Source organism: Streptomyces sp. NPDC127190 (assembly GCF_042672505.1).
Lineage (GTDB): Bacteria > Actinomycetota > Actinomycetes > Streptomycetales > Streptomycetaceae > Streptomyces.
Map to the genome: position 1 here is coordinate 186,865 of NZ_JBHXVE010000014.1, position 24,279 is coordinate 211,143.

19 protein-coding genes are annotated in these 24,279 nt (G+C 71.6%); 9 read left to right on the forward strand and 10 right to left on the reverse strand.

Going from position 1 to position 24,279, the window contains the following annotated elements; translation table 11 throughout:
* Positions 1 to 10: 10 nt before the first annotated feature.
* The 3 genes from ACFVIU_RS22500 to metH form a co-directional block, all read right to left on the reverse strand.
* On the reverse strand, positions 11 to 1,615 hold the full coding sequence (locus ACFVIU_RS22500) for an ABC transporter substrate-binding protein (RefSeq protein WP_385844548.1): 1,605 nt from the start codon (positions 1,613 to 1,615) through the stop codon (positions 11 to 13).
* Positions 1,616 to 1,946: 331 nt separating this feature from the next.
* The gene (locus ACFVIU_RS22505; protein ID WP_385844549.1) at positions 1,947 to 2,651 is read right to left on the reverse strand and encodes an HAD family hydrolase; all 705 of its coding nucleotides are present in this window, start codon (positions 2,649 to 2,651) and stop codon (positions 1,947 to 1,949) included.
* Between the two features lie 151 nt (positions 2,652 to 2,802).
* Complete coding sequence (gene metH / locus ACFVIU_RS22510) at positions 2,803 to 6,321, reverse strand: methionine synthase (protein WP_385844550.1); 3,519 nt, start codon at positions 6,319 to 6,321, stop codon at positions 2,803 to 2,805.
* Positions 6,322 to 6,600: 279 nt separating this feature from the next.
* Here metH and ACFVIU_RS22515 point away from each other — a divergent pair, with 279 nt between their 5' ends.
* The 5 genes from ACFVIU_RS22515 (at position 6,601) to ACFVIU_RS22535 (ending at position 12,959) form a co-directional block, all read left to right on the forward strand.
* Complete coding sequence (locus tag ACFVIU_RS22515) at positions 6,601 to 7,365, forward strand: IclR family transcriptional regulator (RefSeq protein ID WP_385844551.1); 765 nt, start codon at positions 6,601 to 6,603, stop codon at positions 7,363 to 7,365.
* Between the two features lie 347 nt (positions 7,366 to 7,712).
* Positions 7,713 to 8,507: an MIP/aquaporin family protein gene (locus tag ACFVIU_RS22520; protein WP_385844552.1), complete on the forward strand. Its 795-nt coding sequence runs from the start codon at positions 7,713 to 7,715 to the stop codon at positions 8,505 to 8,507.
* Between the two features lie 117 nt (positions 8,508 to 8,624).
* Positions 8,625 to 10,163, forward strand: coding sequence for a glycerol kinase GlpK (gene glpK, locus ACFVIU_RS22525; protein ID WP_385844553.1), 1,539 nt, complete (start codon positions 8,625 to 8,627; stop codon positions 10,161 to 10,163).
* Between the two features lie 47 nt (positions 10,164 to 10,210).
* Positions 10,211 to 11,824, forward strand: a complete 1,614-nt coding sequence (locus ACFVIU_RS22530; RefSeq protein ID WP_385844555.1) for an FAD-dependent oxidoreductase — start codon at positions 10,211 to 10,213, stop codon at positions 11,822 to 11,824.
* 211 nt (positions 11,825 to 12,035) lie between these two features.
* The gene (locus tag ACFVIU_RS22535) at positions 12,036 to 12,959 is read left to right on the forward strand and encodes a PAC2 family protein (RefSeq protein WP_385844557.1); all 924 of its coding nucleotides are present in this window, start codon (positions 12,036 to 12,038) and stop codon (positions 12,957 to 12,959) included.
* A gap of 267 nt (positions 12,960 to 13,226) precedes the next feature.
* Here the strand turns inward: ACFVIU_RS22535 and mshC are convergent, their stop codons facing one another.
* From mshC to ACFVIU_RS22555, 4 genes are all read right to left on the reverse strand, one after another.
* Positions 13,227 to 14,456: a cysteine--1-D-myo-inosityl 2-amino-2-deoxy-alpha-D-glucopyranoside ligase gene (gene mshC, locus ACFVIU_RS22540; protein WP_385844558.1), complete on the reverse strand. Its 1,230-nt coding sequence runs from the start codon at positions 14,454 to 14,456 to the stop codon at positions 13,227 to 13,229.
* Between the two features lie 93 nt (positions 14,457 to 14,549).
* Positions 14,550 to 15,389: an SCO1664 family protein gene (locus tag ACFVIU_RS22545; protein ID WP_385844559.1), complete on the reverse strand. Its 840-nt coding sequence runs from the start codon at positions 15,387 to 15,389 to the stop codon at positions 14,550 to 14,552.
* Positions 15,353 to 15,943 (reverse strand): DUF3090 domain-containing protein, encoded by a 591-nt coding sequence (locus ACFVIU_RS22550; RefSeq protein WP_385844561.1) that lies wholly within the window; start codon positions 15,941 to 15,943, stop codon positions 15,353 to 15,355. The genes ACFVIU_RS22545 and ACFVIU_RS22550 overlap by 37 nt, the downstream gene beginning before the upstream one ends.
* Before the next feature lie 83 nt (positions 15,944 to 16,026).
* A complete protein-coding gene (locus ACFVIU_RS22555) occupies positions 16,027 to 16,713 on the reverse strand; it encodes a histidine phosphatase family protein (RefSeq protein WP_385844562.1) in 687 nt (228 codons plus the stop codon).
* A gap of 62 nt (positions 16,714 to 16,775) precedes the next feature.
* Between ACFVIU_RS22555 and corA the strand changes: the two genes are divergently transcribed.
* Positions 16,776 to 17,771, forward strand: a complete 996-nt coding sequence (corA, locus tag ACFVIU_RS22560) for a magnesium/cobalt transporter CorA (RefSeq protein WP_385844563.1) — start codon at positions 16,776 to 16,778, stop codon at positions 17,769 to 17,771.
* Between the two features lie 7 nt (positions 17,772 to 17,778).
* On the opposite strand, the gene ACFVIU_RS22565 is transcribed toward corA, so the two are convergent.
* Together ACFVIU_RS22565 and ACFVIU_RS22570 are read right to left on the reverse strand one after the other, a co-directional pair.
* On the reverse strand, positions 17,779 to 18,567 hold the full coding sequence (locus ACFVIU_RS22565) for a ferritin-like domain-containing protein (protein ID WP_385844564.1): 789 nt from the start codon (positions 18,565 to 18,567) through the stop codon (positions 17,779 to 17,781).
* Between the two features lie 173 nt (positions 18,568 to 18,740).
* Entirely contained in the window at positions 18,741 to 19,796 is a 1,056-nt protein-coding gene (locus ACFVIU_RS22570) for an LLM class F420-dependent oxidoreductase (RefSeq protein WP_385844565.1), read from the reverse strand.
* A 165-nt stretch (positions 19,797 to 19,961) separates the two neighbouring features.
* On the opposite strand from ACFVIU_RS22570, the gene ACFVIU_RS22575 reads away from it, so the two are divergent.
* Together ACFVIU_RS22575 and ACFVIU_RS22580 are read left to right on the forward strand one after the other, a co-directional pair.
* Positions 19,962 to 20,945, forward strand: coding sequence for an aldo/keto reductase (locus tag ACFVIU_RS22575; RefSeq protein ID WP_385844566.1), 984 nt, complete (start codon positions 19,962 to 19,964; stop codon positions 20,943 to 20,945).
* Positions 20,942 to 23,173 (forward strand): helix-hairpin-helix domain-containing protein, encoded by a 2,232-nt coding sequence (locus ACFVIU_RS22580; protein WP_385844567.1) that lies wholly within the window; start codon positions 20,942 to 20,944, stop codon positions 23,171 to 23,173. Before ACFVIU_RS22575 ends, ACFVIU_RS22580 begins: the two co-directional genes overlap by 4 nt.
* Positions 23,174 to 23,230: 57 nt before the next feature.
* Here the strand turns inward: ACFVIU_RS22580 and ACFVIU_RS22585 are convergent, their stop codons facing one another.
* Positions 23,231 to 23,941 carry a hypothetical protein gene (locus ACFVIU_RS22585; RefSeq protein ID WP_385844568.1) on the reverse strand — a complete coding sequence of 237 codons (711 nt, stop codon included), beginning with the start codon at positions 23,939 to 23,941 and terminating at the stop codon, positions 23,231 to 23,233.
* A 47-nt stretch (positions 23,942 to 23,988) separates the two neighbouring features.
* On the opposite strand from ACFVIU_RS22585, the gene ACFVIU_RS22590 reads away from it, so the two are divergent.
* Positions 23,989 to 24,177, forward strand: coding sequence for a DUF5703 family protein (locus tag ACFVIU_RS22590; RefSeq protein WP_030053310.1), 189 nt, complete (start codon positions 23,989 to 23,991; stop codon positions 24,175 to 24,177).
* Positions 24,178 to 24,279 lie beyond the last annotated feature (102 nt).

The window sequence follows — 24,279 nt, forward strand, 5'->3', positions numbered from 1 at the left end:
GGGAGAGCCGTCAGCCGCTCACACCGCGGCCGAGCTCCCACAGCTGGAGCGTCGAGGTGGAGTTGAGGGCGTAGGAAGTGCCCGTGATGTCGTCCCGTGCGGCGACGTACTGCTTGCCCTGCCACAGCGGCAGGATCGGGACGTCCTCGGCGACGATGTCCTGGATGGCGGTCAGGCTCTTGGCGGCGCTGAGCCGGTCGGACTCGCGGCGGGACTCCGGGATCAGCGTGCGCTGGATGGTGGGGTTGGAGTACGGCGAGTTGAGGGTGTTGCCCTTGTCGAGGAAGGGCGCCAGGAAGTTGTCGGCGTCCGGGAAGTCGGGGAACCAGCCCATGCCGTAGACGTCGAACTGGCCCTTCTGCTCCGCGGGGCGGAAGGCGGACCAGGCGTGGCCCTGGAGGGAGACGTCGAACAGGCCGCTGTCGTTGAGCTGCTTCTGCAGGATCTCGAACTCCTGCTTGGTGGCCGAGCCGTAGTGGTCGGTGGTGTAGTGCAGCGTCAGCTTCACCGGGGTGGTGATGCCGCCCTTGACGAGCAGGTCCTTGGCCTTGGCGACGCTGGGGTTGCCGTACTTGTTGAAGAACGAGTTGGAGTGGCCGGTGACGGTGGCGGGCACCAGCGAGTACAGCGGCTCGGCCTGGGTGCCGTAGACCTTGGAGACCAGCTCGCCGCGGTTGATGACCTGGGCCATGGCCTGGCGGACGGCCTTGGACTTCACGCTCGGGGCGTCGGTGTTGAAGGCCAGGTAGCGGATTTCCAGGCCCGGCATGTCGACGAGGTCGACCTTGCTGTCGGTGCCGGCGTCCAGCTTCTGGATCTGGGCGGGCGACATGGTGCGGGTCATCACGTCGATGTCGCCCTTGTCGATGGCGGCGCCCATGGCCTCGGCGCTGTCGAAGGAGCGCAGGACGACCTTGTCGTTGTTCACCTTCACCGCGCCCTTGTAGCCGGGGTTCTTGGTGAAGGTGGCGCTGACGATCGTGTCGCCCTTGACGTCGGCCTGGAAGGTGTAGGGGCCGGAGCCGTCGAGCTGGAAACCGGCGCGCAGCTTGTTCTTCTCGTAGTCCTTCGGGTCGATGATGCCCGCGACCGGAGTGGACAGCTTGTACGGGAAGGTGGCGTCGGCCGTCTTGAGGTGGAAGATGACCTCGCGGTCGCCCTGCGTCTCGACGGTGTCGATGGTGTTCAGCAGGGAGGCGACACCGCTGCTGGAGTTCAGCCGCAGCACGCGGTCGATGGAGTACTTGACGTCCTGGGCGGTCACCGCGTCGCCGTTGGCGAACTTCAGGCCGTCGCGCAGCTTGCAGGCGTAGCGCTCGCTGCCGCTGTCGGTGAAGCCGCAGCTCTCGGCGGCGTCCGGGACCGGCTCGCCCTCGCCTCGGGGCTGGGTCATCAGGGTCTGCACCGTCTGGCGCAGGATGTTCCAGGCACCGACGTCGTAGGAGTAGGCCGGGTCGAGGGGCGCCGGGGCGTCGGTCGTGGCCGTGAACCGGTCCGTGGTGCCGACGACGATGGCGTCGCCGCTCTTGCTCCCGCTGTCGGTTCCGCCGCACGCGGCGAGAACCGGGGTGAGCAGGCCGGCTACTGCCGGCAGCACCAGAGTCTTGCGGTTCATGCGGGACTTTCTCCAGGACTGTTCGGTTCCCGTGGATCCGGCGGGCGGGGTGGTGCGGCGGGATCACGGGGGGTTGCGGCGATGTTCTCGCGACGAGATTAGTCCGCGCCCGCAGGAGGGTTCACAGCGTGCCGAGTTGACCTGTCATCACGCAGGGGAACCGGATGTGGACGCACAGAAAACCCGACAGCGGCAGGATTAGTGCAGCGTCCCATCAATCAGGACACAAGGAACCGGTGATTCCGCAAGATCCGGGCCGGTCGGCACACTCGGGCAACGTTGTCGAGAGCCGCCCGAGTGAGGAACATCACGCCTGCAACTGTCCGGTGAGTCAGTGGGCCGTCTGGGGCATCAGGCCGCGCAGGAACGTCAGGCTGACCTCTTCCAGCGAGCCGACCACGGTACGGCGTTCGGCCGGGGCGATGGGGGCGACGGAGGGTACGGCGACCACATGGCAGCCTGCGGCCTCGGCGGCGGCGACGCCGGTCGCGGTGTCCTCCACCACGGCGCAGCGCACCGGGTCGGCGCCGAGTTGCGCGGCGGCGAGCAGGTAGGGGTCGGGGAAGGGCTTGGTGCGGGAGACCTCGTCGCCGGCGACGGACAGCGCGAAGTGCTGCGGGCCCAGCACGGCCAGCACGCGGTCGATGATCCGCCGGTGGGAGGCGGAGACCAGGGCGGTGGGCATGCTGTGCTCGTGGAGTTCGGCGAGCAGCCGGGCGGCGCCGGGCATCAGCGGCAGGCCGCGGTCGATGCGGTCCTCGAAGCCGTCGTTGAGCAGCACGGTGAGTTCGGCGAGGGTGATGTCGGCGCCGGTGGCCTCGATGAGGAAGCCGGCGCTGCGGGTCATCGGCCCGCCGACCACGATGTGCCGCCAGGACTCGTCCAGGGTGTGGCCGAGGGCGGCGAAGACCTCGGCCTCCACGTCCCACCAGAAGCCCTCGGTGTCCACCAGCGTGCCGTCCATGTCGAGGAGCACGGCTTGCAGGGCCGAGCCTTCGCCCGTACTGGTTCCGAGCGCGGGGACCGTGGTGGTCATCCGGGCGCACCTCCTGCGTAGGGACGATCAGGCCGGTTCCCGTGCGGGAACCGGCCTGCGGTGGATCGACCAGTGTACGTCTGTTGCTGGTGAAACGCCTTGTTTTATGGTCGGGGGCTTCGGTGTACCCCCGGCGAAGGCGTGGAAAACATCAGCGGGCGTTGAAGTACTTGGCCTCCGGGTGGTGGATCACGATGGCGTCCGTGGACTGTTCGGGGTGGAGCTGGAACTCCTCGCTGAGGTGGACGCCGATCCGCTCGGGCTGGAGCAGGTCGGCGATCTTGGCGCGGTCCTCCAGGTCGGGGCAGGCGCCGTAGCCGAGGGAGAAACGGGCGCCCCGGTACTTCAGGGCGAACATGTCCTCGATGTCGGCCGGGTCCTCGCCGGCGAAGCCGAGTTCGGAGCGGACGCGGGCGTGCCAGTACTCGGCGAGCGCCTCGGCCAACTGCACGGACAGGCCGTGCAGTTCGAGGTAGTCGCGGTAGGCGTTCGCGGCGAAGAGCTTGGCGGTCTCCTCGCCGATGCGCGAGCCGACGGTGACGACCTGGAGGCCGACGACGTCGGTCTCGCCGGCCTCCTCCGGGCGGAAGAAGTCGGCCAGGCAGAGGCGGCGGCCACGGCGCTGGCGCGGGAAGGTGAAGCGCGTGCGCTCGTTGCCCTGCTCGTCCAGGATGATCAGGTCGTCGTCCTTGGAGACGCAGGGGAAGTAGCCGTAGACGACGGCCGCCTCCAGCAGGTTCTCGCTCTGCAACCGGTCCAGCAGTCCGCGCAGCCGGGGGCGGCCCTCGGTCTCGACCAGTTCCTCGTACGTCGCTCCCTCGCCGGTGCGGGCCTGCTTCAGCCCCCACTGGCCCTTGAACAGGGCGCCCTCGTCCAGCCAGCTCGCGTACTCCCGGAGCTGGATGCCCTTGATCACCCGGGTGCCCCAGAAGGGCGGCTCGGGGATCGGGTTGTCGGTGGCCACGTCGGAGCGGACGTGTCCCTCCTCCGGCCGCTCCTCGACGACCTGGGCGGCGGCCGCCGGGCGGACCCGGCGCTGCTTGAGTTCGGGGAGCTTCGCGCCGGGCACGCCCCGCTTGACGCCGATGAGGGCGTCCATCAGGCGCAGGCCCTCGAAGGCGTCCCGGGCGTAGCGGACCTCGCCCTGGTAGATCTCGTGCAGGTCCTGCTCGACGTAGGCGCGGGTGAGGGCGGCGCCGCCGAGGATGACCGGGAAGCGTGCGGCCAGGCCCCGCTGGTTCAGCTCCTCCAGGTTCTCCTTCATGATCACCGTGGACTTCACCAGCAGCCCGGACATGCCGATCACGTCGGCCTGGTGGTCCTCGGCCGCTTCCAGGATCGCCGAGACCGGCTGCTTGATGCCCAGGTTGACCACGTTGTAGCCGTTGTTGGACAGGATGATGTCGACCAGGTTCTTGCCGATGTCGTGGACGTCCCCGCGCACGGTGGCGAGCACGATCGTGCCCTTGCCCGCCGCGTCCGACTTCTCCATGTGCGGTTCGAGGTAGGCGACGGCGGCCTTCATGACCTCGGCGGACTGCAACACGAAGGGCAGCTGCATCTGGCCGGAGCCGAACAGCTCGCCGACCACCTTCATGCCGTCGAGCAGCGTCTCGTTGACGATGTCGAGGGCGGGCCGCTCCTGGAGGGCCTCGGCGAGGTCGGCCTCCAGGCCGTTGCGCTCGCCGTCGATGATGCGGCGCTTGAGCCGCTCCTCCAGCGGGAGGGCGGCCAGCTCCTCGGCCTTGCTCGCCTTCAGCGACTTCGCGGTCGCGCCCTCGAAGAGCTGCATCAGCTTCTGGAGGGGGTCGTAGCCCTCGGCGCGGCGGTCGTAGATCAGGTCCAGCGCCGTGCGCACCTCCTCCTCGGAGAAGCGGGCGATCGGCAGGATCTTGGACGCGTGCACGATCGCCGAGTCCAGGCCCGCCTTGACGCACTCGTCGAGGAAGACGGAGTTGAGCAGGATGCGGGCGGCCGGGTTCAGGCCGAAGGAGATGTTCGACAGGCCCAGCGTGGTCTGCACGTCCGGGTGGCGGCGCTTCAGCTCCCGGATCGCCTCGATGGTGGCGACGCCGTCCTTGCGGGACTCCTCCTGACCGGTGCAGATGGTGAAGGTCAGGGTGTCGATGAGGATGTCCGACTCGTGGATGCCCCAGTTGGTGGTGAGGTCCTCGATCAGCCGCTCGGCGATCTCGACCTTCTTCTCCGGGGTGCGGGCCTGGCCCTCCTCGTCGATGGTCAGCGCGATGAGCGCGGCGCCGTGCTCCTGGGCGAGCCGGGTGACCTTGGCGAAGCGGGAGTCCGGGCCGTCGCCGTCCTCGTAGTTGACGGAGTTGATGACCGCGCGGCCACCGAGCTTCTCCAGCCCGGCGCGGATCACGTCGACCTCGGTGGAGTCCAGGACGATCGGCAGGGTGGAGGCGGTGGCGAAGCGGCCGGCCAGTTCCTCCATGTCGGCGACGCCGTCCCGGCCGACGTAGTCCACGCACAGGTCGAGCATGTGGGCGCCCTCGCGGATCTGCTCGCGGGCGATCTCCACACAGTCGTCCCAGCGGCCTTCCAGCATGGCCTCGCGGAACTTCTTGGAGCCGTTGGCGTTGGTGCGCTCGCCGATGGCCAGGTAGGAGGTGTCCTGGCGGAACGGCACCGCCTGGTAGAGGGAGGCGGCGCCGGGCTCGGGCTGCGGGTGGCGCTCGGTGGGCGTGAGGTCACGGACGCGCTCGACGACCTGGCGCAGGTGCTCGGGGGTGGTGCCGCAGCAGCCGCCGATGAGCGAGAGGCCGTAGTCGCGGACGAAGGTCTCCTGCGCGTCCGCCAGGCCCTCCGGTCCCAGCGGGAAGTGCGCGCCCTGCTTGGTCAGCACCGGCAGACCCGCGTTCGGCATGCACAGCAGCGGGATCCGGGAGTGCCGGGTCAGATAGCGCAGGTGCTCGCTCATCTCCGCCGGGCCGGTGGAGCAGTTCAGGCCGATCATGTCGATGCCCAGCGGCTCCAGCGCGGTGAGCGCGGCACCGATCTCCGAGCCCAGCAGCATCGTGCCGGTGGTCTCGAAGGCCATGGACACCAGCAGCGGCACCTGCACGCCCAGCCGCTCCATGGCCCGCCGGGCGCCCAGCACCGAGGCCTTGGTCTGCAACAGGTCCTGGGTGGTCTCCACGATCAGCGCGTCCGCGCCGCCGGCCAGCAGGCCCTCGGCGTTGGCCTGGAAGCCGTCGCGGATGGTGGTGTAGCCGATGTGGCCGAGGGTGGGCAGCTTGGTGCCCGGGCCGACGGAACCCAGCACCCAGCGCTGGCGGCCGTCGCGCGAGGTGAACGCGTCGGCGGTCTCGCGGGCGATGCGGGCACCGGCCTCGGACAGCTCGTGCACGCGGTCGGCGATGTCGTACTCCGCCATGGCCGCGTGGTTGGCGCCGAAGGTGTTGGTCTCCACGCAGTCCACGCCCACGGAGAGGTACGCCTCGTGGACCGAGCGGACGATGTCCGGGCGGGTGACGTTGAGGATCTCGTTGCAGCCCTCGAGCTGCTGGAAGTCCTCCAGCGTGGGCTCCTGGGCCTGGAGCATCGTGCCCATGGCTCCGTCGGCGACCACCACACGGGTGGCGAGCGCCTCTCGGAGCGCGGACACGCGGGTCCGGCTGTCGGCGGAAGGGGACGTCGGCAACGAGGCCATGTAGGGGCTCCCTGGGGTGCGACGGCTGTCGGCTATGCGGTTTCCCCGGCAGGGCGGGATGGCCGCACGGCGTCAGCGTAACCGGGAGTGGGCTTGGATGGGCAGAGGCGTCCAGCAGACGGACGCGGTGGCCCGGACGTCACGTCCGGGCCACCTGTCGTGTAACAAGTGCCGTCCGACCATTAGCGGGAGGTCGGCATGGACCGGTAGTGTTCGACATTGCCGAACGGTGTTGCGAAGGCATCGGTGGCAGTCGAAGGGGACGGAGGCAGGACGGCGATGGCACGGAACATCCAGTCGCTCGAACGGGCGGCCGCGATGCTGCGGCTGCTCGCGGGCGGCGAGCGACGGCTCGGCCTGTCGGACATCGCCTCGTCGCTGGGCCTCGCCAAGGGCACCGCCCACGGCATTCTGCGCACCCTCCAGCAGGAGGGCTTCGTGGAGCAGGACGACGCCTCCGGGCGCTACCAGCTGGGCGCGGAGCTGCTGCGCCTCGGCACCACCTATCTGGATGTGCACGAGCTGCGGGCGCGCGCCCTGGTGTGGGCCGACGACCTGGCCCGCTCCAGCGGTGAGAGCGTCTATCTGGGCGTGCTGCACCAGCAGGGCGTACTGATCGTGCACCACGTCTTCCGGCCGGACGACAGCCGGCAGGTGCTGGAGATCGGGGCCATGCAGCCGCTGCACTCCACGGCGCTGGGCAAGGTGCTGTCGGCGTACGACCCGGTGGCGCACAGCGAGGCGCTGGACACCGAGCGGAAGGCCTTCACGGACCGCACGGTGTGCGATCCCGGGGAGTTCGAGCACCTCCTCGACATGACACGCGCGCGTGGGTACGCGGCCGACGTGGAGGAGACCTGGGAGGGGGTGGCGTCCGTCGCCGCCCCCATCCACAACCGGCGGCGGATGCCCGTGGGCGCGGTGGGGATCACCGGTGCCGTGGAGCGGCTGTGCCGCGACGGCGAGGTGCGTCCGGAGCTGATCGCGGCGGTGCGGGACTGCGCCCGCGCGGTCTCCAGGGATCTGGGCGCCGGACGTTTCTGAGCGCCTGCGGGCGCTGACCTGGGGATTCACCGGGACGCCGGGCGGCGTTCCGGTTCTCGCCCTACCCTGAAGTGGACATATCGGGCGACGGCGTACGTCAGTGAGCGAAGAGCGATAGGCGACAGCGATCAATAACGATCCTGTTTTCGATAACAGAACCCTTGACGCATGCGTAAGGCCGAAGCAAGACTCCCGTCCATCGGTCGGCATTGTCGAACACCTACCGGCAATACGCGCTAGAGTGTGACAACGCCAAGGGCCGGCATCGCTCTCACCCCCGAGGGCGCCAGAACCCCCGGAGGGACCCGGGGTTCGGCTTCCCTGGACGAAGGACAAAGGAGTCGCGGGTGTCCAGCTCCGACATCTTCATCGGCGAGACCATCGGTACCGCCATACTCATCCTGCTCGGCGGCGGCGTCTGTGCCGCTGTCACGCTGAAGGCCTCCAAGGCCCGTAACGCCGGTTGGCTCGCCATCGCCTTCGGGTGGGGCTTCGCCGTCATGACGGCCGTGTACATCTCCGGACCGCTGTCCGGCGCCCACCTCAATCCGGCCGTCACGGTGGCGCTCGCCATCAAGAACAGCGACTGGAGCCACGTCCCGGTCTACTTCGCCGGCCAGTTGCTCGGCGCGATGATCGGCGCGGCCCTGGTGTGGCTCGCCTACTACGGCCAGTTCCACGCCCACCTGACCGACAAGGAGATCGTCGGCGGTCCGGGCGCGCAGGACACCACGGCCAAGGCCGTGGAGGCCCAGGAGTCGGGTGCCGGCCCGGTCCTCGGCGTCTTCTCCACCGGTCCGGAGATCCGGAACGCGGTGCAGAACCTCACCACGGAGATCATCGGCACGATCGTGCTGGTCCTGGCGGTGCTCACGCAGGGCCTGAATGCCAAGGGCGACGGCCTGGGGGTGCTGGGCGGCCTGATCACCTCGTTCGTCGTGGTCTCGATCGGTCTGTCTCTCGGCGGTCCCACGGGCTACGCCATCAACCCGGCCCGTGACCTGGGTCCGCGCATCGTGCACGCCCTGCTCCCGCTGCCCAACAAGGGCGGCTCCGACTGGAGCTACGCCTGGATCCCGGTGGTCGGCCCGCTGATCGGCGCGGCGATCGCCGCAGGGATCTACAACGTCGCCTTCGCTTAGGAAGCGCACGTCCGCTCGAGAAGCTCGGTCCGGGCAGCGCCCCCGCCGCCCGGCACGAGCCGCGAAGCACGCGCCGTACGCACAGCCCCACACCCACGGATCTTCCAGGAGCACACAGTGACCGACGCTCACACCGCAGGCCCGTTCATCGCCGCGATCGACCAGGGCACCACCTCCAGCCGCTGCATCGTCTTCGACCGGGACGGCCGTATCGTCGCCGTCGACCAGAAGGAGCACGAGCAGATCTTCCCGAAGCCGGGCTGGGTCGAGCACGACGCCAACGAGATCTGGACCAACGTCCAGGAGGTCGTCGCCGGAGCGGTCGCCAAGGCCGGCATCACCCGCGACGACATCAAGGCCATCGGCATCACCAACCAGCGCGAGACCACCGTGCTGTGGGACAAGAACACCGGTGAGCCCGTCTACAACGCCCTTGTCTGGCAGGACACCCGCACCGACGCCCTCTGCCGGGAGCTGGGCCGCAACGTCGGCCAGGACCGCTTCCGCCGGGAGACGGGCCTGCCGCTGGCCTCGTACTTCTCCGGCCCCAAGGCCCGCTGGCTGCTCGACAACGTCGAGGGCCTGCGCGAGCGCGCCGAGGCCGGCGACATCCTCTTCGGCACCATGGACACCTGGGTCATCTGGAACCTGACCGGTGGTGTCAACGGCGGCAAGCACGTCACCGACGTCACCAACGCCTCCCGCACCCTTCTGATGAACCTGCACACGATGCAGTGGGACGAGAAGATCGCCGAGTCCATCGGCGTGCCGCTCCAAATCCTGCCCGAGATCCGCTCCTCCGCCGAGGTCTACGGCGAGATCACCGGCGGCAGCCTCGGCGAGCTGCTCGGCGGCATCCCGGTGGCCTCCGCGCTCGGTGACCAGCAGGCGGCCCTGTTCGGCCAGTGCTGTTTCTCCGAGGGCGAGACCAAGTCCACCTACGGCACCGGCACCTTCATGGTGATGAACACCGGTGACAAGATCATCAACTCCTACGCCGGTCTGCTGACCACGGTCGGCTACAAGATCGGCGACCAGCCGACGGTGTACGCCCTGGAGGGCTCGATCGCCGTCACCGGCTCGCTGGTGCAGTGGATGCGCGACCAGATGGGCCTGATCTCCACCGCCGCCGAGATCGAGACGCTCGCGCTCTCGGTCGAGGACAACGGCGGTGCCTACTTCGTGCCGGCCTTCTCCGGCCTGTTCGCCCCGCACTGGCGCTCCGACGCCCGCGGTGTGATCGCCGGTCTGACCCGGTACGTCACCAAGGCGCACCTCGCGCGCGCCGTCCTTGAGGCCACCGCCTGGCAGACCCGGGAGATCGCCGACGCGATGGTGAAGGACTCCGGCGACGAGCTGGTGACCCTCAAGGTCGACGGTGGCATGACCGCCAACAACCTGCTGATGCAGACGCTCTCCGACGTCCTGGACGCGCCCGTGGTGCGCCCGATGGTCGCGGAGACCACCTGCCTCGGCGCCGCCTACGCCGCCGGCCTGGCCGTCGGCTTCTGGTCCAGCACCGACGAGCTGCGCGCCAACTGGCGCCGGGCCGCCGAGTGGACCCCCCGCATGGACGCGGAGACCCGCGACCGTGAGTACAAGAACTGGCTCAAGGCCGTCGAGCGGACCATGGGCTGGATCGAGGACGAGAGCTGAGCGGTTCCCCCTGCTCAGTCAGCTCTGACGAGGAGTAAGTACCCGACATGACCAGTCAGTCCACCCTGACCCTGCCTGCCCTGGGGACGCACCCGGCCTCCGGCTCCAACCCGAGCCGCGCCGAGACCAGGGAGCAGCTCTCCAAGGCGTCGTACGACCTTCTTGTGATCGGCGGCGGCATCCTGGGCATCTCCACCGCCTGGCACGCCGCGCAGTCCGGGCTCAGGGTGGCGCTGGTCGACGCCGGCGACTTCGCCGGTGCCACCTCCTCCGCCTCCTCCAAGCTGCTCCACGGCGGACTGCGCTACCTGCAGACCGGCGCGGTGAAGCTGGTGGCGGAGAACCACTTCGAGCGCCGTGCGGTCTCCCGCCAGGTGGCCCCCCACCTGGCGAACCCGCTCACCTTCTACCTCCCCGTGTACAAGGGCGGGCCGCACGGCGCGGCGAAGCTCGGCGCGGGCGTCTTCGCCTACTCCGCGCTCTCCGCGTTCGGTGACGGCGTGGGCCACCTGCTCTCCCCCGCCAAGGCGGCGCAGGACGTGCCGGAGCTGCGCACCGAGAACCTGAAGGCCGTGGCCGTGTACGGCGACGACCAGATGAACGACGCGCGGATGGCGCTGATGACGGTCCGTGCGGCCGTCGACGCGGGCGCGGTCGTGCTCAACCACGCCGCGGTCACGGGTCTGCGCTTCACCAAGGGCCGGGTGACGGGCGCGGACCTGAAGGACCGCCTGTCCGGCGAGGAGTTCGGCGTCAACGCCCGTCTGGTGCTGAACGCGACCGGACCGTGGGTCGACCACCTGCGGAAGATGGAGGACCCGAACGCGGCGCCGTCCATCCGCCTGTCCAAGGGCGCGCACCTGGTGCTGAAGCGGACCTCGCCGTGGAAGGCCGCGCTCGCCACCCCGATCGACAAGTACCGGATCACCTTCGCCCTCCCCTGGGAGGACATGCTGCTGCTCGGCACGACCGACGAGGAGTACGAGGGCGACCCGGCGGATGTCGCGGTCAACGACAAGGACATAGCCCAGATCCTGGACGAGGCCGCGTTCTCCGTGCGCGACCAGCAGCTCCAGCGCGATCTGATCACCTACGCGTTCGCCGGTCTGCGGGTGCTGCCGGGCGGCCCCGGCGACACCGCCAAGGCCAAGCGGGAGACCGTGGTGACCGAGGGCAAGGGCGGCATGCTGTCCGTCGCGGGCGGCAAGTGGACCACCTTCCGCCACATCGGCCGTACGATCATGCAGAAGCTGGAGGCGCTGCCGGGCCACCCGCTCGGCGACGACTTCGAGCCGATCTCCTCGCTGCCGAAGAAGCTGCCGCTGCCCGGCGTCGCCAACCCGCGCGCGGTCGCGCACCGGCTGCTGGTGGACCACCCGGCGCCGGGCCCGCGGATGGCGGCGGACACCGCGAAGCACCTGGCGACCCACTACGGCTCGCTGGCCTTCGACATCGCCCGGCTGGCGAACGACAACCCGGAACTGGCCGAGCGCGTCCACCCGGACGCCCCGGAGATCTGGGCGCAGGTCGTCTGGGCCCGTGACCACGAGTGGGCCGAGACGGCGGACGACGTGCTGCGCCGCCGGACCACGCTGACCATCCGGGGCCTTGCCACGGACGAGGTCCGCGGCAAGGTGCAGGACCTGCTCGACAAGAAGTAACCGGGCGCGGCCCAGGGGCTGTTCCACATCGGCGGTGACCGGTGGGGCAGCCCCTTCGGCCTGCCCGGACGCCCGGTGCGGAAGGGGTGTCCGAAGGCGGCGATCGGGGCAGTGATCCGTTCACTCCCCCGTGCAAGGGGGCTGCGGGCGCCCCCGCTGGACGCCGTAAGGTTGGTGAGTCAAGCGAGGGCACGTCGGAAGGAGGCACTGGGTGATCGAGCTGGAGGGGGTTCCCGAGCTGATCGACCCAGTCATGGTGGCCGCGTTCGAGGGCTGGAACGATGCCGGCGACGCCGCCTCCACGGCGGTCGCGCATCTGGAACGCGAGTTCAAGGGCGAGGTGTTCGCGGCGCTGGACGCCGAGGACTACTACGACTTCCAGGTGAACCGCCCCACGGTGTTCATGGACGGTGGCGTGCGCAAGATCACGTGGCCGACGACGCGGCTGTCGGTGGTCCGGGTCGGCGGTGCGAAGCCGCGCGACCTGGTGCTGGTGCGCGGTATCGAGCCGTCGATGCGCTGGCGTTCGTTCTGCAACGAGCTGCTGGGCTTCGCACACGAGCTGGGTGTGGAGCTGGTGGTCATCCTGGGCGCGCTGCTCGGCGACACCCCGCACACGCGTCCGGTGCCGGTCAGCGGGGTCACGTCCGACCCGGACCTGGCCCGCCGGATGGATCTGGAGGAGACCAAGTACGAGGGGCCGACGGGCATCGTCGGCGTCCTTCAGGAGGCGTGCACGCACGCGGGTGTCCCGGCGGTGTCGCTGTGGGCGGCCGTGCCGCACTACGTCTCGCAGCCGCCCAACCCGAAGGCCACGCTGGCGCTGCTCAACCGGCTGGAGGACCTGCTGGACCTGCGTGTCCCGCAGGGGGAGCTGCCGGAGGACGCGCGGGCCTGGCAGGTCGGTGTGGACCAGCTGGCCGCCGAGGACAGCGAGGTCGCCGAGTACGTCCAGACGCTGGAGGAGGCCCGGGACACCGCGGAGCTGCCGGAGGCGTCGGGTGAGGCGATCGCCCGCGAGTTCGAGCGGTATCTGCGGCGGCGGGATGTGAATCCGCCGCCGGGCGGCAAGCAGCGGCCTCCGGCGGGGGGCGGCGGGTCCAGGGAGGACGACGAGGACGGTCCGGAGGACTGAGGTACGGCGAAGGGGGGGGGGGGGGGGGGGGGGGGCGCCCCCGCTTGTTGTGTGCGAGGCGCCCAGGGGGGGGGGGGGCGGCGGGCCCGGGCGCGCCCGCGGAGACCGGCGCGCGTCCTTTTGGCCGCGTCGGGGGGGGCTCCCGTGGGGGGCCCCCCCCCCTTCTTTCTGTTGCCGATGCGCCATGGGGCGGCGCGACGGGCCGGGGTGCGGGTGTGGGTCCGCTCGGGCTCGTCGCGCAGTTCCCCGCGCCCCTTGCGGGGTGCCTTACAGGGCCACTCCGAGCAGGGCGTCGACCGCTCGGGTCACGACGCCCGGTGCGCCGGTGTCCGTGCCGCCCTCCGCCTCCTGGCGGGCGGCCCAGCGGTCCACCGCGGCGAGCGCGGTGGGGGCGTCCAGGTCGTTCGAGAGGGCCTCGCGGATCTCCTCGACCAGCGCGTCGGCGGACGGGCCGTCGGGGCGGGAGACGGCCGAGCGCCAGCGGCCGAGGCGGTCCAGCGCGTCCTGGAGCACCTGGTCGGTCCACTCCCAGTCGGCGCGGTAGTGGTGGGAGAGCAGGGCGAGGCGGATGGCGGCGGGGTCGACGCCGTCCCGGCGGAGCTGGGAGACGAAGACCAGGTTGCCCTTGGACTTGGACATCTTCTCGCCGTGCAGGGCGACCATGCCGGCGTGGACGTACGCCTTGGCCATGGGGAACTCGCCGGTGAGCACCTGGGCGTGGGAGGCGCCCATCTCGTGGTGCGGGAAGGCGAGGTCGGAGCCGCCGCCCTGGATGTCGAAGCCCATGCCGAGGTGGTCGAGGGCGATGGCCACGCACTCGATGTGCCAGCCGGGGCGACCCGGGCCGAGGGTGCGGCCGTCCCAGCTGGGCTCGCCCTCGCGGGCCGCCATCCACAGCATCGGGTCCAGCGGGTTCTTCTTGCCCGGGCGGTCCGGGTCGCCGCCGCGCTCGGCGGACAGCAGCCGCATCGCGGCCGCGTCGAGGTTCGAGACCTGGCCGAAGTGGGGGTCGGACTCGACCGAGAAGTAGATGTCGCCGTCCAGCTCGTAGGCCGCGCCGAGGTCGCGCAGCCGCTCCACCAGCGGGACGATGCCGGGTATCGCCTCGACGGCGCCTATGTACTGCTGGGGCGGGAGCATCCGCAGGGCGGTCATGTCCTCGCGGAAGAGGGCCGTCTCCTTCTCGGCGAGGGCGACCCAGTCGATGCCGTCCCGTTCGGCCCGCTCCAGCAGCGGGTCGTCGACGTCGGTGACGTTCTGGACGTAGTGGACCTGCCGCTTGGTGTCGAGCCACACGCGCTGAACGAGGTCGAACGCGTTGTAGGTCGCCGCGTGTCCCAGGTGGGTTGCGTCGTACGGGGTGATGCCGCAGACGTAGAGACGGGCGACGGGACCGGGGTCGAGGGTGACCAGACCGCCGGTCGCGGTGTCGTGGATCCTCAGGTCGCGGCCCTGACCAGGCAGGGCGGGGACCTCGGAAGCGGGCCAGGCATGCATGTACATGAGCCTAACCGGCCATGAGCGGCAAGGACGAACGAGATCACGCCCGATGGCCGGATGTGCGTTCTTGTACTTGGCGGCGGGATGTGCTTACACCGGGGGCCAGGGGATGGCGGGCCACTCCCCGCTGGGTTCGGGGTGCAGACCCGAGGTGAGCAGCTGCTCGACACGCGCGCGCGTGGCGTCGATCTCGGCGGCCGTGATCAGCGCGGCCAGCCGCTCGCCCAGCTGCCCGGCGAGGCCGTCCCGCAGGCCGCGGAGCACGCCGACGGCCTCCGCCGTGAGCTGCTCACCGGCCCAGCCCCACAGCAGCGTACGCAGCTTGTTCTCGACGTTGAAGGTGACGCCGTGGTCGATGCCGTAGAGCCGGCCGTCGGCGGTGGGCAGCAGATGGCCGCCCTTGCGGTCGGCGTTGTTGATCACGGCGTCGAGCACGGCGAGCCGGCGCAGCCGCTCGTCGTCGGCGTGCACCAGCAGGGCAGTGCGGCCCTCGCCGACGTCGGCGAGGCCGATCGCCTTCCAGCCGGGCTCCGGTTCCTCGCCGTCGACCAGGGCGAGCAGCTCCGCGTCGGCGTGCACGTCGATCCACAGCTGGCACATGCCCTCGCCGTACGGGCCCTCGCGCAGCACGGTCGGCGGGACCAGCCCCCAGCCGGTGGCCTCGGAGACCTCGTAGGCGGCGACCTCGCGGCCCGCCAGGGTGCCGTCGGGGAAGTCCCACAGCGGGCGTTCCCCGGCCACCGGCTTGTAGACGCAGGAGGCCTCCCGGCCGTCGTGCGCCACCGTGCAGAACAGCGCCGCGTTGGACGCCTCGCGGATCCGGCCGCGCACGGTCAGCTCACCGTGCGTGAGCAGCTCGACGGCGGCCGCGTGGGCCGCCGTGCCGAGGGGTGTCATGCTCCGCGGCGGTATCCGTTCTGGCGCGGACATACGTGTCCTTCCGGGTCGAGCGGGAGGCTGCACAGCGGGCACGGCGGCCGCCCGGCGTTGACGACGTCGAGGGCGCGCTTGGCGAAGGCCCTGGCCTGCGCGCCGGTCAGCCGGACCCGCAGCATCGGGGGTCCGTTCTCCTCGTCCTGGAGGAGTCGCTCCTCGGCCTCGGCGAGGTCCTCCTCGGTGTCGGCGTCCAGCTCCACCAGGGCCTGCGCCTCGACGATCATGCGCTGTTCCTCGCCGTCCCAGGCCAGGGCCATGGTGCCGACGCGGAACTCCTCCTCGATGGGGGTGTCCAGCGGAGCGGTGTCGGTGATCTCGGCGGGGGCCACGGCGGGCACGGCGGCGTTGCCGCCGGTGCGCCGTACGACCTCGTCGAGCAGTTCGTCCATGCGCTCGGCGAGCGCGGCGACCTGGGTCTTCTCCAGGACCACACTGGTCACCCGGGGACCCGCGGTGGCCTGGAGGAAGAACGTACGGCGTCCGGGCAGTCCGACCGTGCCGGCCACGAAGCGGTCCGGCGGATCGTAGAGGAACACCTGACGGGACACGTCCTGTCTCCATTGAGTTCGAGGGGTTCGTTCGCGGGGCGGAACCGCAGGGGTGGATCGCTTCACCCTACTGCGGCCGACGATCACGGTGCGCCCGCACCGCCCCCGACCGGTGCGTCCGACTCCCCGTGTTCCTCGCGGGGGGCGAGCGAAGCGAAGTCCCCGGTGTCGCCGAGGCGGACCAGGAAGGGACGCAGCCGGGTGTAGCGGATCGCGGTGACGGAACACGGCTCGACGGAGATGCGCTGGAAGAGGTCGAGATGGAGTCCGAGGGCGTCGGCGACGAGGGACTTGATGATGTCGCCGTGGGAGCACATGAGGTAGACGGCGTCGGCGCCGTGCTCGCGCTCCACGCGCGCGTTCCACTCGCGTACGGCTTCGGCGGCGCGGGTCTGCATGGCCCGCATGGACTCGCCGCCCGGGAAGGCCGCGGCCGACGGATGGGCCTGGACGACCTCCATCAGCGGCTCGTCCTTCAGCTCGGCCAGCTTGCGGCCGGACCAGTCGCCGTAGTGGCACTCCCCGATCCGCTCCTCGGTGTGGACCCGCAGCCCGGGGCGGGCCTGAAGCAGCGGCCGCACCGTCTCCTGGCAGCGTTGCAGCGGGCTGGTGACGACCTCGGAGATCGGCAGCGCGGCGAGCCGTCCCGGAAGTGCGGCGGCCTGTGCGGCGCCCCGTTCGTCCAGGGCGACGCCGGGGGTCCAGCCGGCGAGCACCCCCGAGGTGTTGGCGGTGGAACGTCCGTGCCTTACGAGGATCAGCGTGGGCATGCGGAACAGCGTAGGCGTATCAGCCGGTGCGCCGATGGCCGGGCGAGAGGAGAATGCGCTCCGTGATCGTGGACTGCGCCGTTTACCGGCACGGGCATCGCAGTGAGGGACCGGAGGACCTGTCCGACGCGCTCGCCGAGGCGCGGGCGGCGGGCGGCTTCGTGTGGATCGGGCTGTACGAGCCCTCGGAGCGGGAGTTCGACCTGGTCACCAGGGAGTTCGGGCTGCACCCGCTGGCCGTCGAGGACGCGCTCAAGGCGCACCAGCGGCCCAAGCTGGAGGTGTACGACGACTCGCTCTTCATGGTGCTGAAGCCGGTCGTGTACGAGCCGGAGGGCGACACCGTCTCGGCCGGCGAAGTGATGATCTTCATCGGGGACGGTTTCGCGGTGACCGTCCGGCACGGCGAGGGCTCGCCGCTGGCCGCCGTGCGGCGCCGGCTGGAGGAGGAGCCGGAGATGCTCGACAAGGGCCCCACGGCGGTGCTCTACGCGATCGCCGACGCGACCGTCGACCGCTATCTGGAGGTGGCGACGGAGCTCCAGACGGACCTGGAGGAGCTGGAGGAGGAGGTGTTCCGGCCGGAGGGCGGCGGCTCGCGGCACACGGCGTCGCGGATCTACGCCTTCAAGCGGCAGGTCCTGGAGTTCCGCCGGGCCACCGTGCCGCTCGCGCTGCCGCTGACCCGGCTGGCCGCCACCGGTCCGGCGGGCGGCGGGGTGCCGTTCGTGGACGACAAGGCGCGGCCGTTCTTCCGGGACGTCGGCGACCATCTCGCGCGGGTGAACGAGTCCGTGGAGGGCCTGGACCGGCTGGTGTCGGACATCCTGTCGGCGCATCTGGCGCAGATGAGCGTGCGGCAGAACGACGACATGCGGAAGATCTCCGCGTGGGCGGCGATGGCCGCGGTGCCCACGATGATCGCGGGCATCTACGGCATGAACTTCGACCACATGCCCGAGCTGCACTGGGTGTGGTCGTATCCGGCGGTGATCCTGCTGATGGCCGGGCTGGAGGTGCTGCTGCACCGGCTGTTCAAGCGGCGCGGGTGGCTGTGAGCGGGGGTCAGGCGAACTCGTGGGCGGGGGCGGCCGGGCCGCCGAGCGCGTCCCGGCGCTCGGGCATCCGCAGGCCGACCATGCGGTGCCAGCCGGTCAGGCGCTCGTAGGCGTAGACGGCGTGGATGCCGGCCGCGAGCAGCGCCGACTTGGCCTTCGGCCAGCCCAGGACGCGGCCAATGTGGCCCATGACGGCGAGGCTGACGTCCCGGTAGACGCGGATCTCGGCGAGGGCGCACTCGCGCAGGGTGCGCTGGATCAGCCGGCCGTGTCCGGCCGCGGCGAACCGGAGCAGTTCCTCGTGGGTGTAGGCGAGGTGGTTGTCCTCGTCGGCCGAGATCATGCGGACGGCCCGGCCGATCTCGGGGTGGTCGGCGAAGTGCCGCAGAAGCAGTTGCATCTGCTCGGAGGCGCGCTGTTCGGTGACCCGGCTGTGGGCGAGGTACACGATGAGATCGCGGTCGGTGAGGGGGGCGTCGCGCTTGAGCCGCTCGTGCGCGAGGCCGATGCCGTGCCGTTCCAGGAGCATGGTGTAGTCGGTCTCCGGCGGCACCGCGACGGGGGTGAGGCCGCGCTTGGTCAGCAGGGCGCGGAAGATCCGGCCGTGCTTGTCCTCGTCGGCGCCGTGGCGGGCGATCTTCGGGGCGAGGGCGCGGGCGCTCCGCGGGGCCAGGGCGGCGATCCGGCCGTTCTCCCAGCCCCCCTGGGACTCCCCGCCGGCGGCGATGGAGCAGAAGAGCCGGAAGGACTCGTCGTGGTCGAGGATCTCCTGGAACAGACTCTTGGCCGACAGCATGGCGCCAGTCAAATGCGGTCGAAGTGGACGCGCAACAGGGGTGCGGGACCACTCGGCCGAAAGAATGACCCGGGGGTCGTAACCGCGTGGCGCGCGGCGCGTTGTTCTCCGTGACGGCCGTGGCGGGGAAGACCCCCCGAGCCCCCACCACGGCCGCTGGAATCTCCCGGCGCTCAGCCGAGCCCGGCGCGCTCCAGGGCCTCGCTGCCGGCGCGCAGGGAGGCGATCCGCTCCTCCAGCGCGAAGCCCGCCGGGGCGAGGTTGAGGGTGGTCACACCGGCGGCCGCGTAGGCCTTCATCCGGTCGGCGATGCGGTCGACGGAGCCCAGCAGTGTGGTCTTGTCGATGAGGTCCTGCGGCACCGCGGCGGCGGCGCCCTGCTTGTCGCCGGCCAGGTACCTCTGCTGGATCTCGGCGGCCTCCTGCACATATCCCATGCGCTGCGCGAGCTGGTTGTAGAAGTTCTGCTTGGCGCTGCCCATGCCGCCGACGTACAGCGCGGTGTACGGCCGGAAGGTGTCCGCGAGCCGGGCCAGGTCCTTGTCGTCGCCGACCGCGAGCGGCAGGGTCGGGGCCACGTCGAACCCGTCGAGGGTCCGGCCGGCCTTCTCGCGGCCCGCGCGCAGGTACTTCAGCGTGGTCTCCTCGAGGTGCTCGGCGGCCGGGAAGATCAGCAGCGCGCCGTCGGCGATCTCGCCGGTCTGCTCCAGGTTCTTCGGGCCGATCGCGGCGATGTACAGCGGGATGTGCTCGCGCTGCGGGTGCACGGTCAGCTTGATCGGCTTGCCCGGACCGCCGGGCAGCGGCAGGGTCCAGTGCTCGCCCTCGTAGGTCAGCCGCTCGCGGGTCATGGCCCTGCGGACGATCTCGACGTACTCACGGGTGCGGGCGAGCGGCTTGTCGAACTTGACGCCGTACCAGCCCTCGGAGACCTGCGGGCCGGAGACGCCGAGGCCGAGGCGGAAGCGGCCGCCGGAGAGGGAGTCCAGCGTGGCCGCCGTCATCGCGGTCATGGCGGGCTGCCGGGCCGGGATCTGGAAGATCGCCGAGCCGACGTCGATGCGCTCGGTCCGGGCGGCGACCCAGCTGAGCACGGTGGCGGCGTCGGAGCCGTAGGCCTCCGCGGCCCAGCACACGGAGTAGCCGAGCCGCTCGGCCTCCTGGGCCACGGCCAGGTTGTCTGCGTCCATTCCGGCACCCCAGTAGCCGAGGTTGAGCCCGAGCTGCATCAGCGACTCCTCTTACCCGTCAGTAACGTCCTTGGCGGAGACCTTAGCGTGCGGGGGGCCGGGTGCGGCAGGGCCGCGGGGCGATTCCGCGGGCGGCGTGGGACCGGGGTGGCGGTTGTCCACAGGCAACCCACCGCACCGGTTCTGGCCAGTAATCTCGCCCGCATGGAGCAGAGGCATCTCGGCCGTACCGGCCTGCGCGTGTCCCGGATCGGCCTCGGCACCCTCACCTGGGGCCGGGACACCGACGAGCATGACGCCGCGGACATGCTGAAGGCGTTCTGGGAAGCGGGCGGCACCCTCGTCGACACCGCGGACGTCTACGGCGACGGAGAGGCGGAGTATCTGCTCGGACGGCTCATGGACGGGCTGGTGCCGCGCCGGGACCTGGTCATCTCCACCAAGGCGGGCAGCGTCCCCGACCCCGACCGCCGCTTCGACGGCTCCCGCGGCCATCTGCTCGCCGCCCTCGACGCCTCCCTGGCCCGGCTGGGCACGGACCACGTCGACGTGTGGCACATCCATGCCTACGACCCCGACACCCCCCTGGAGGAGACGCTCCAGGCCCTCGACATAGCGGTGAGCAGCGGCCGCGCCCGGTACGCCGGGGTCTCCAACTTCTGCGGCTGGCAGCTGGCCAAGGCAGCCACCTGGCAGCTCGCGGCGCCGGGCTCGCGGACCCGGCTGGCCAGCACCCAGCTGGAGTACTCGCTGCTCCAGCGCGGGGTGGAGCGCGAGGTGCTGCCCGCCGCGCTCGACCTCGGGGTCGGTCTGCTGCCGTCCTCGCCACTGGGCCGGGGCGTGCTCACCGGCAAGTACCGGCACACCACTCCCCCGGACTCGCGCGGTGCCTCCGAGCATCTGGCGCCGTTCGTGGAGCCGTATCTGGACGACACGGCGACCCGCATCGTGGACGCGGTGACGACGGCCGCCGACGGACTCGCCGTCACCCCCCTCCAGGTCGCCCTCGCCTGGGTCCGGGACCGGCCCGGGGTGGCGGCGCCGATCGTGGGTGCGCGCAACGCGCAGCAGCTCACGGCGGCACTGTCAGTGGAGGCCCTTAGTCTTCCTGAGGAGATCTGCCGGGCGCTGGACGATGTGTCGGCGCCCGTGCACCGCTATCCCGATCACGACTGGAGCACGCTGTGAGCACGGAGCCGGAGACCACGGAGGAAGCCGGGCCGGGGACGCCGGACATCCCGGAGGGCGCGGACGAGGCGTCGGCGCCCTCGCAAGGCTCCGAACACACCTCCGAGCAGACCGAAGGCGAGGGCACGGAGACCCCCGAACAAGCCGAGGGCGAGGGCGCGGGGGCAGCGGTTCCCGAGGTGTCCGAGGCGCAGGCCGAGCTGGCCGCCCAGCGCCTGGAGCGGGAGCGGATCGAGCGGCGCAAGGCCGAGAAGACGGCCCGGATCGAGAGCGGCACCAAGCTCAGCGGCAAGGCGGCCGACCTGCTCGCCGCGGTCCGCGCGGTGGAGAGCGGCGAGAAGCCGACGGCCACGGTGTTCGCGGAGGAGCCCGCACCGGCCCCGCGCCGCCCGGCCCCCGAACCCGTGCGCCGTCCCCAGCCCACCCCCGCCCCCGCCGCCCTCGCGCCCGTCGCCCCCGCGGCGCGGACCGTCGACGCCGTCCGCCGGGTGCTGGCCGAGGGCGGCGCGCCCGACACCCTCGCCCCGCAGGTGGCCGCGGCCCTCGGCGAGGGCGCCGAGGGCGTGCTCCGACAGGACCCCTGGCAGCTGCTCCGGGTCGGCGGGGTGCGGCCCGAGCAGGCCGACGGCTTCGCCCGGGCGCTGCTCGGCGCCGCGTGCGGCCCGGACGACGAGCGGCGCGGCCGCGCGGTGACCGTCTGGCTGCTGGAGCAGGCGGCCCTGGCCGGGCACACCGCGCTGGACCTGCCCGCGCTCACCGCGGCGCTGGGCCGGCAGGGCGTGCCGGACCCGGACGCGGCCGTGCAGGACGCGCTCGCCGAGGGCGAGGCGCTGGCCTTCCAGGACGCCCTGGAGGAGCCCGGCGCCCAGGCCCCGCGGAAAGCCGAGGAGGACGAGGAGGACGAGGAGGACGAGGAGGACGAGGAGGCGGAGCGGCCGGTCCGGGTCCTCGTCGGCCTGGAGCGGTACGCGCTCGCCGAGGAGAGCCTCGCCGACGGCCTGGCCCGGCTGGTCAACTCCCTCTCCCCGGAGGCCGGACAGGCCTGGGAGGCGGCCGCGGCCGGGGTCTCCGGCGGCGCGGCCGAGCTGGTGCGCGCGGTCGCCGGGCACGGCCTGGTGCTGCATACCGGCGCGGAGGCGGCCCGCGCCGAACCGGCCGCGCTGCTCGGCGCCGCCCGGGACGCGGGCCTGCGGGTCTTCGCCGTCTGCCACACGCCGGGCGGGCGGCACCGGTTCGCCGCGCTGCTGGGCGGGGAGCCGGCGGAGCAGCCCGTCGGGACGGTCGCCGGTCTGCTGTCCGGCGCCGAGGGGCCCGGCCGGGACGCGGACGGCGCCCTGGAGCTGGATCTGCTGGTCGTACTGGACGCGCCGCAGCTCGACGTGGAGAGCGCGGCGATGCTGGTGGAGTCGTTGCCGGACGGGGCCCGGCTGGTGCTCAGCGGCGACCCCGCGGTGCTGTGGTCGGCGGGGCCCGGCCGGGTCTTCGCCGACCTGCTGGCGGCCGGCGCCTGCCCGCAGCTCGCCTCCCGGGTGCCCGACCCCGGTCCGCTGGGCGAGCTGGTCTCCGGCGTCGGCGTCGGCGAGCTGAACCAGGTCGCGGCGCCGGGCAAGGAGATCGTCATCGTCCCGGTGCGGGACGCGGGCGAGGCCGTGCACCGCACCGTGCAGCTGGTGGCGGACTCGGTGCCGCGCGCGCTCGGCATTCCGGCCGACCAGAGCGTGGTGATCACCCCGGGGCACGGAGGTGCCGCGGGCACCCGCGCCCTCAACTCGGCGCTGAAGGAACGCCTCAACCCCGGCCCGGGCCGCTTCGGCGGCTTCGACCCCGGGGACCGGATCGCCTACTCCCCGGCCCCCGGCCGTACCGTGCCGGGCGTGGTGGTGCGGGCCGACGCCGAGGGGCTGCACCTGTCGTGCGCGGGTGCCGAGGTGGTCGTACCCCGCGAGCGGGTGGAGGGTGCCGTACGGCACGGCTGGGCGCTGACCGCGCATCAGGCGGTCGGTACCCGCTGGCCGGCGGCGGTCGTGGTGCTGCCCGGCGACGCGGCCCAGACGCTCAGCAGACCCTGGGTGTACACGGCGTTCGGCCGGGCGGAGCAGCATCTGTCCGTGGTCCACGGGGTGGAGCAGGCGCTGCCGAAGGCGGTGGCCGAGGTGCCGGCCAAGCCGCGTACGACCCGGCTGCGGACCCTGCTCCAGCCGCTGCTCGGGCAGCACCCGGTCGGCTGAGCGGACGGCCGGCGGTGCCGCGGCGGCCTCACGCCCTGCGGCACCGCCGGCAGCGGCTCACTTCTCGGCGTCCAGCGGCTCCAGATCCTCCTCGTCCGCCCCGTCCTCGTCGTCCTCGTCGAACTCGAGGTCGTCGTCCTCCTCGGGCTCGGCGTCCTCCTCGTCGAAGACCGCGCTGACGTCGAACCGGCACACCACCGCCTGCGCGTCGATGTGCTCGAACGGCGACTCCAGCCACTCCCCGGCCTCCGGAGCCTCCTCCGCGGCGGTGACCCAGAGCGTGGAGTCGCCCTCCTCGAGGCCGAACTCCTTGTGCCGGGAGGCGATCTCGTCCGGTTCGAACTCGCCGAAGAGGACACCGAGCGCCCCGGGAAGGCTCCCGGAGGCATCGCCCTCCCCGCCGCCGAGATCCTCGTACTCCACCGCCTCGACCCGCTGGGCCTGCGCGATCAGCCGCTGGGGTTCCGCCACGGTGTAGTCGCGGCGGATGAGCACGCTGATCGCGTTCGGCTCCTCGGGGCCCGCGTACGGCGGCAGTGTGTCCTCCGTGCCGGGGATCTCGAAGGGCGTGACCTCGTCATAGCGGTCGTAGAGCAGCTCGTCGTACGCCTCGGCGGCCGCGGCCAGCTGGTTGAACGCCTCGGAGACGGCCGGGTCGTCGTCCCCGGACCTGCGTTCGACCGCCGCGAGATGACGGTCCAGCGCGGTCTTGACCGCCTCGGCGGCGGCGCGTACCTCGGCAACGGTGGGCTGCGCAGCATCAGACATAGTGCAGACGCTATCCGTACCGGGCACCAGCCCGCACAATAGATGCGATGCCGGAATACGAATTTGTCGACGTGTACGTACCTCGCGGGGTGTCCCGCAAGGACGCCACGCGTCTGCTGACGGACCATGCCGAGTACGGACACTGGGAGTTGGACCGACTGAGCCTGCTGCGCGACGGCAGCCGCAAGGTGCGGTTGCGTCGGCGGATCATCCGCCAGGTGCGTGCCACCTGGTGAGGCGGAACAGCTGAAGAACGGACGGAGCGGGCCCCGCCCGGCAAGCGGGCGCCCCTCCGCGACCCCCCGCGCGGGGCCCCGCGGTAACCGCCCGCGCGCGGC

Bases quoted from the DNA above. Each gene is read 5' to 3' on its own strand.
- ACFVIU_RS22565 (WP_385844564.1), bottom strand. From the start codon at position 18,567: ATGCTGTCGGCCAAGAGTCTGTTCCAGGAGATCCTCGACCACGACGAG.
- metH (WP_385844550.1), bottom strand. From the start codon at position 6,321: ATGGCCTCGTTGCCGACGTCCCCTTCCGCCGACAGCCGGACCCGCGTG.
- ACFVIU_RS22530 (WP_385844555.1), top strand. From the start codon at position 10,211: ATGACCAGTCAGTCCACCCTGACCCTGCCTGCCCTGGGGACGCACCCG.
- mshC (WP_385844558.1), bottom strand. From the start codon at position 14,456: ATGCATGCCTGGCCCGCTTCCGAGGTCCCCGCCCTGCCTGGTCAGGGC.
- ACFVIU_RS22505 (WP_385844549.1), bottom strand. From the start codon at position 2,651: ATGACCACCACGGTCCCCGCGCTCGGAACCAGTACGGGCGAAGGCTCG.
- ACFVIU_RS22515 (WP_385844551.1), top strand. From the start codon at position 6,601: ATGGCACGGAACATCCAGTCGCTCGAACGGGCGGCCGCGATGCTGCGG.
- ACFVIU_RS22545 (WP_385844559.1), bottom strand. From the start codon at position 15,389: ATGTCCGCGCCAGAACGGATACCGCCGCGGAGCATGACACCCCTCGGC.
- ACFVIU_RS22585 (WP_385844568.1), bottom strand. From the start codon at position 23,941: ATGTCTGATGCTGCGCAGCCCACCGTTGCCGAGGTACGCGCCGCCGCC.
- ACFVIU_RS22570 (WP_385844565.1), bottom strand. From the start codon at position 19,796: ATGCAGCTCGGGCTCAACCTCGGCTACTGGGGTGCCGGAATGGACGCA.
- ACFVIU_RS22500 (WP_385844548.1), bottom strand. From the start codon at position 1,615: ATGAACCGCAAGACTCTGGTGCTGCCGGCAGTAGCCGGCCTGCTCACC.
- ACFVIU_RS22590 (WP_030053310.1), top strand. From the start codon at position 23,989: ATGCCGGAATACGAATTTGTCGACGTGTACGTACCTCGCGGGGTGTCC.
- ACFVIU_RS22555 (WP_385844562.1), bottom strand. From the start codon at position 16,713: ATGCCCACGCTGATCCTCGTAAGGCACGGACGTTCCACCGCCAACACC.
- ACFVIU_RS22575 (WP_385844566.1), top strand. From the start codon at position 19,962: ATGGAGCAGAGGCATCTCGGCCGTACCGGCCTGCGCGTGTCCCGGATC.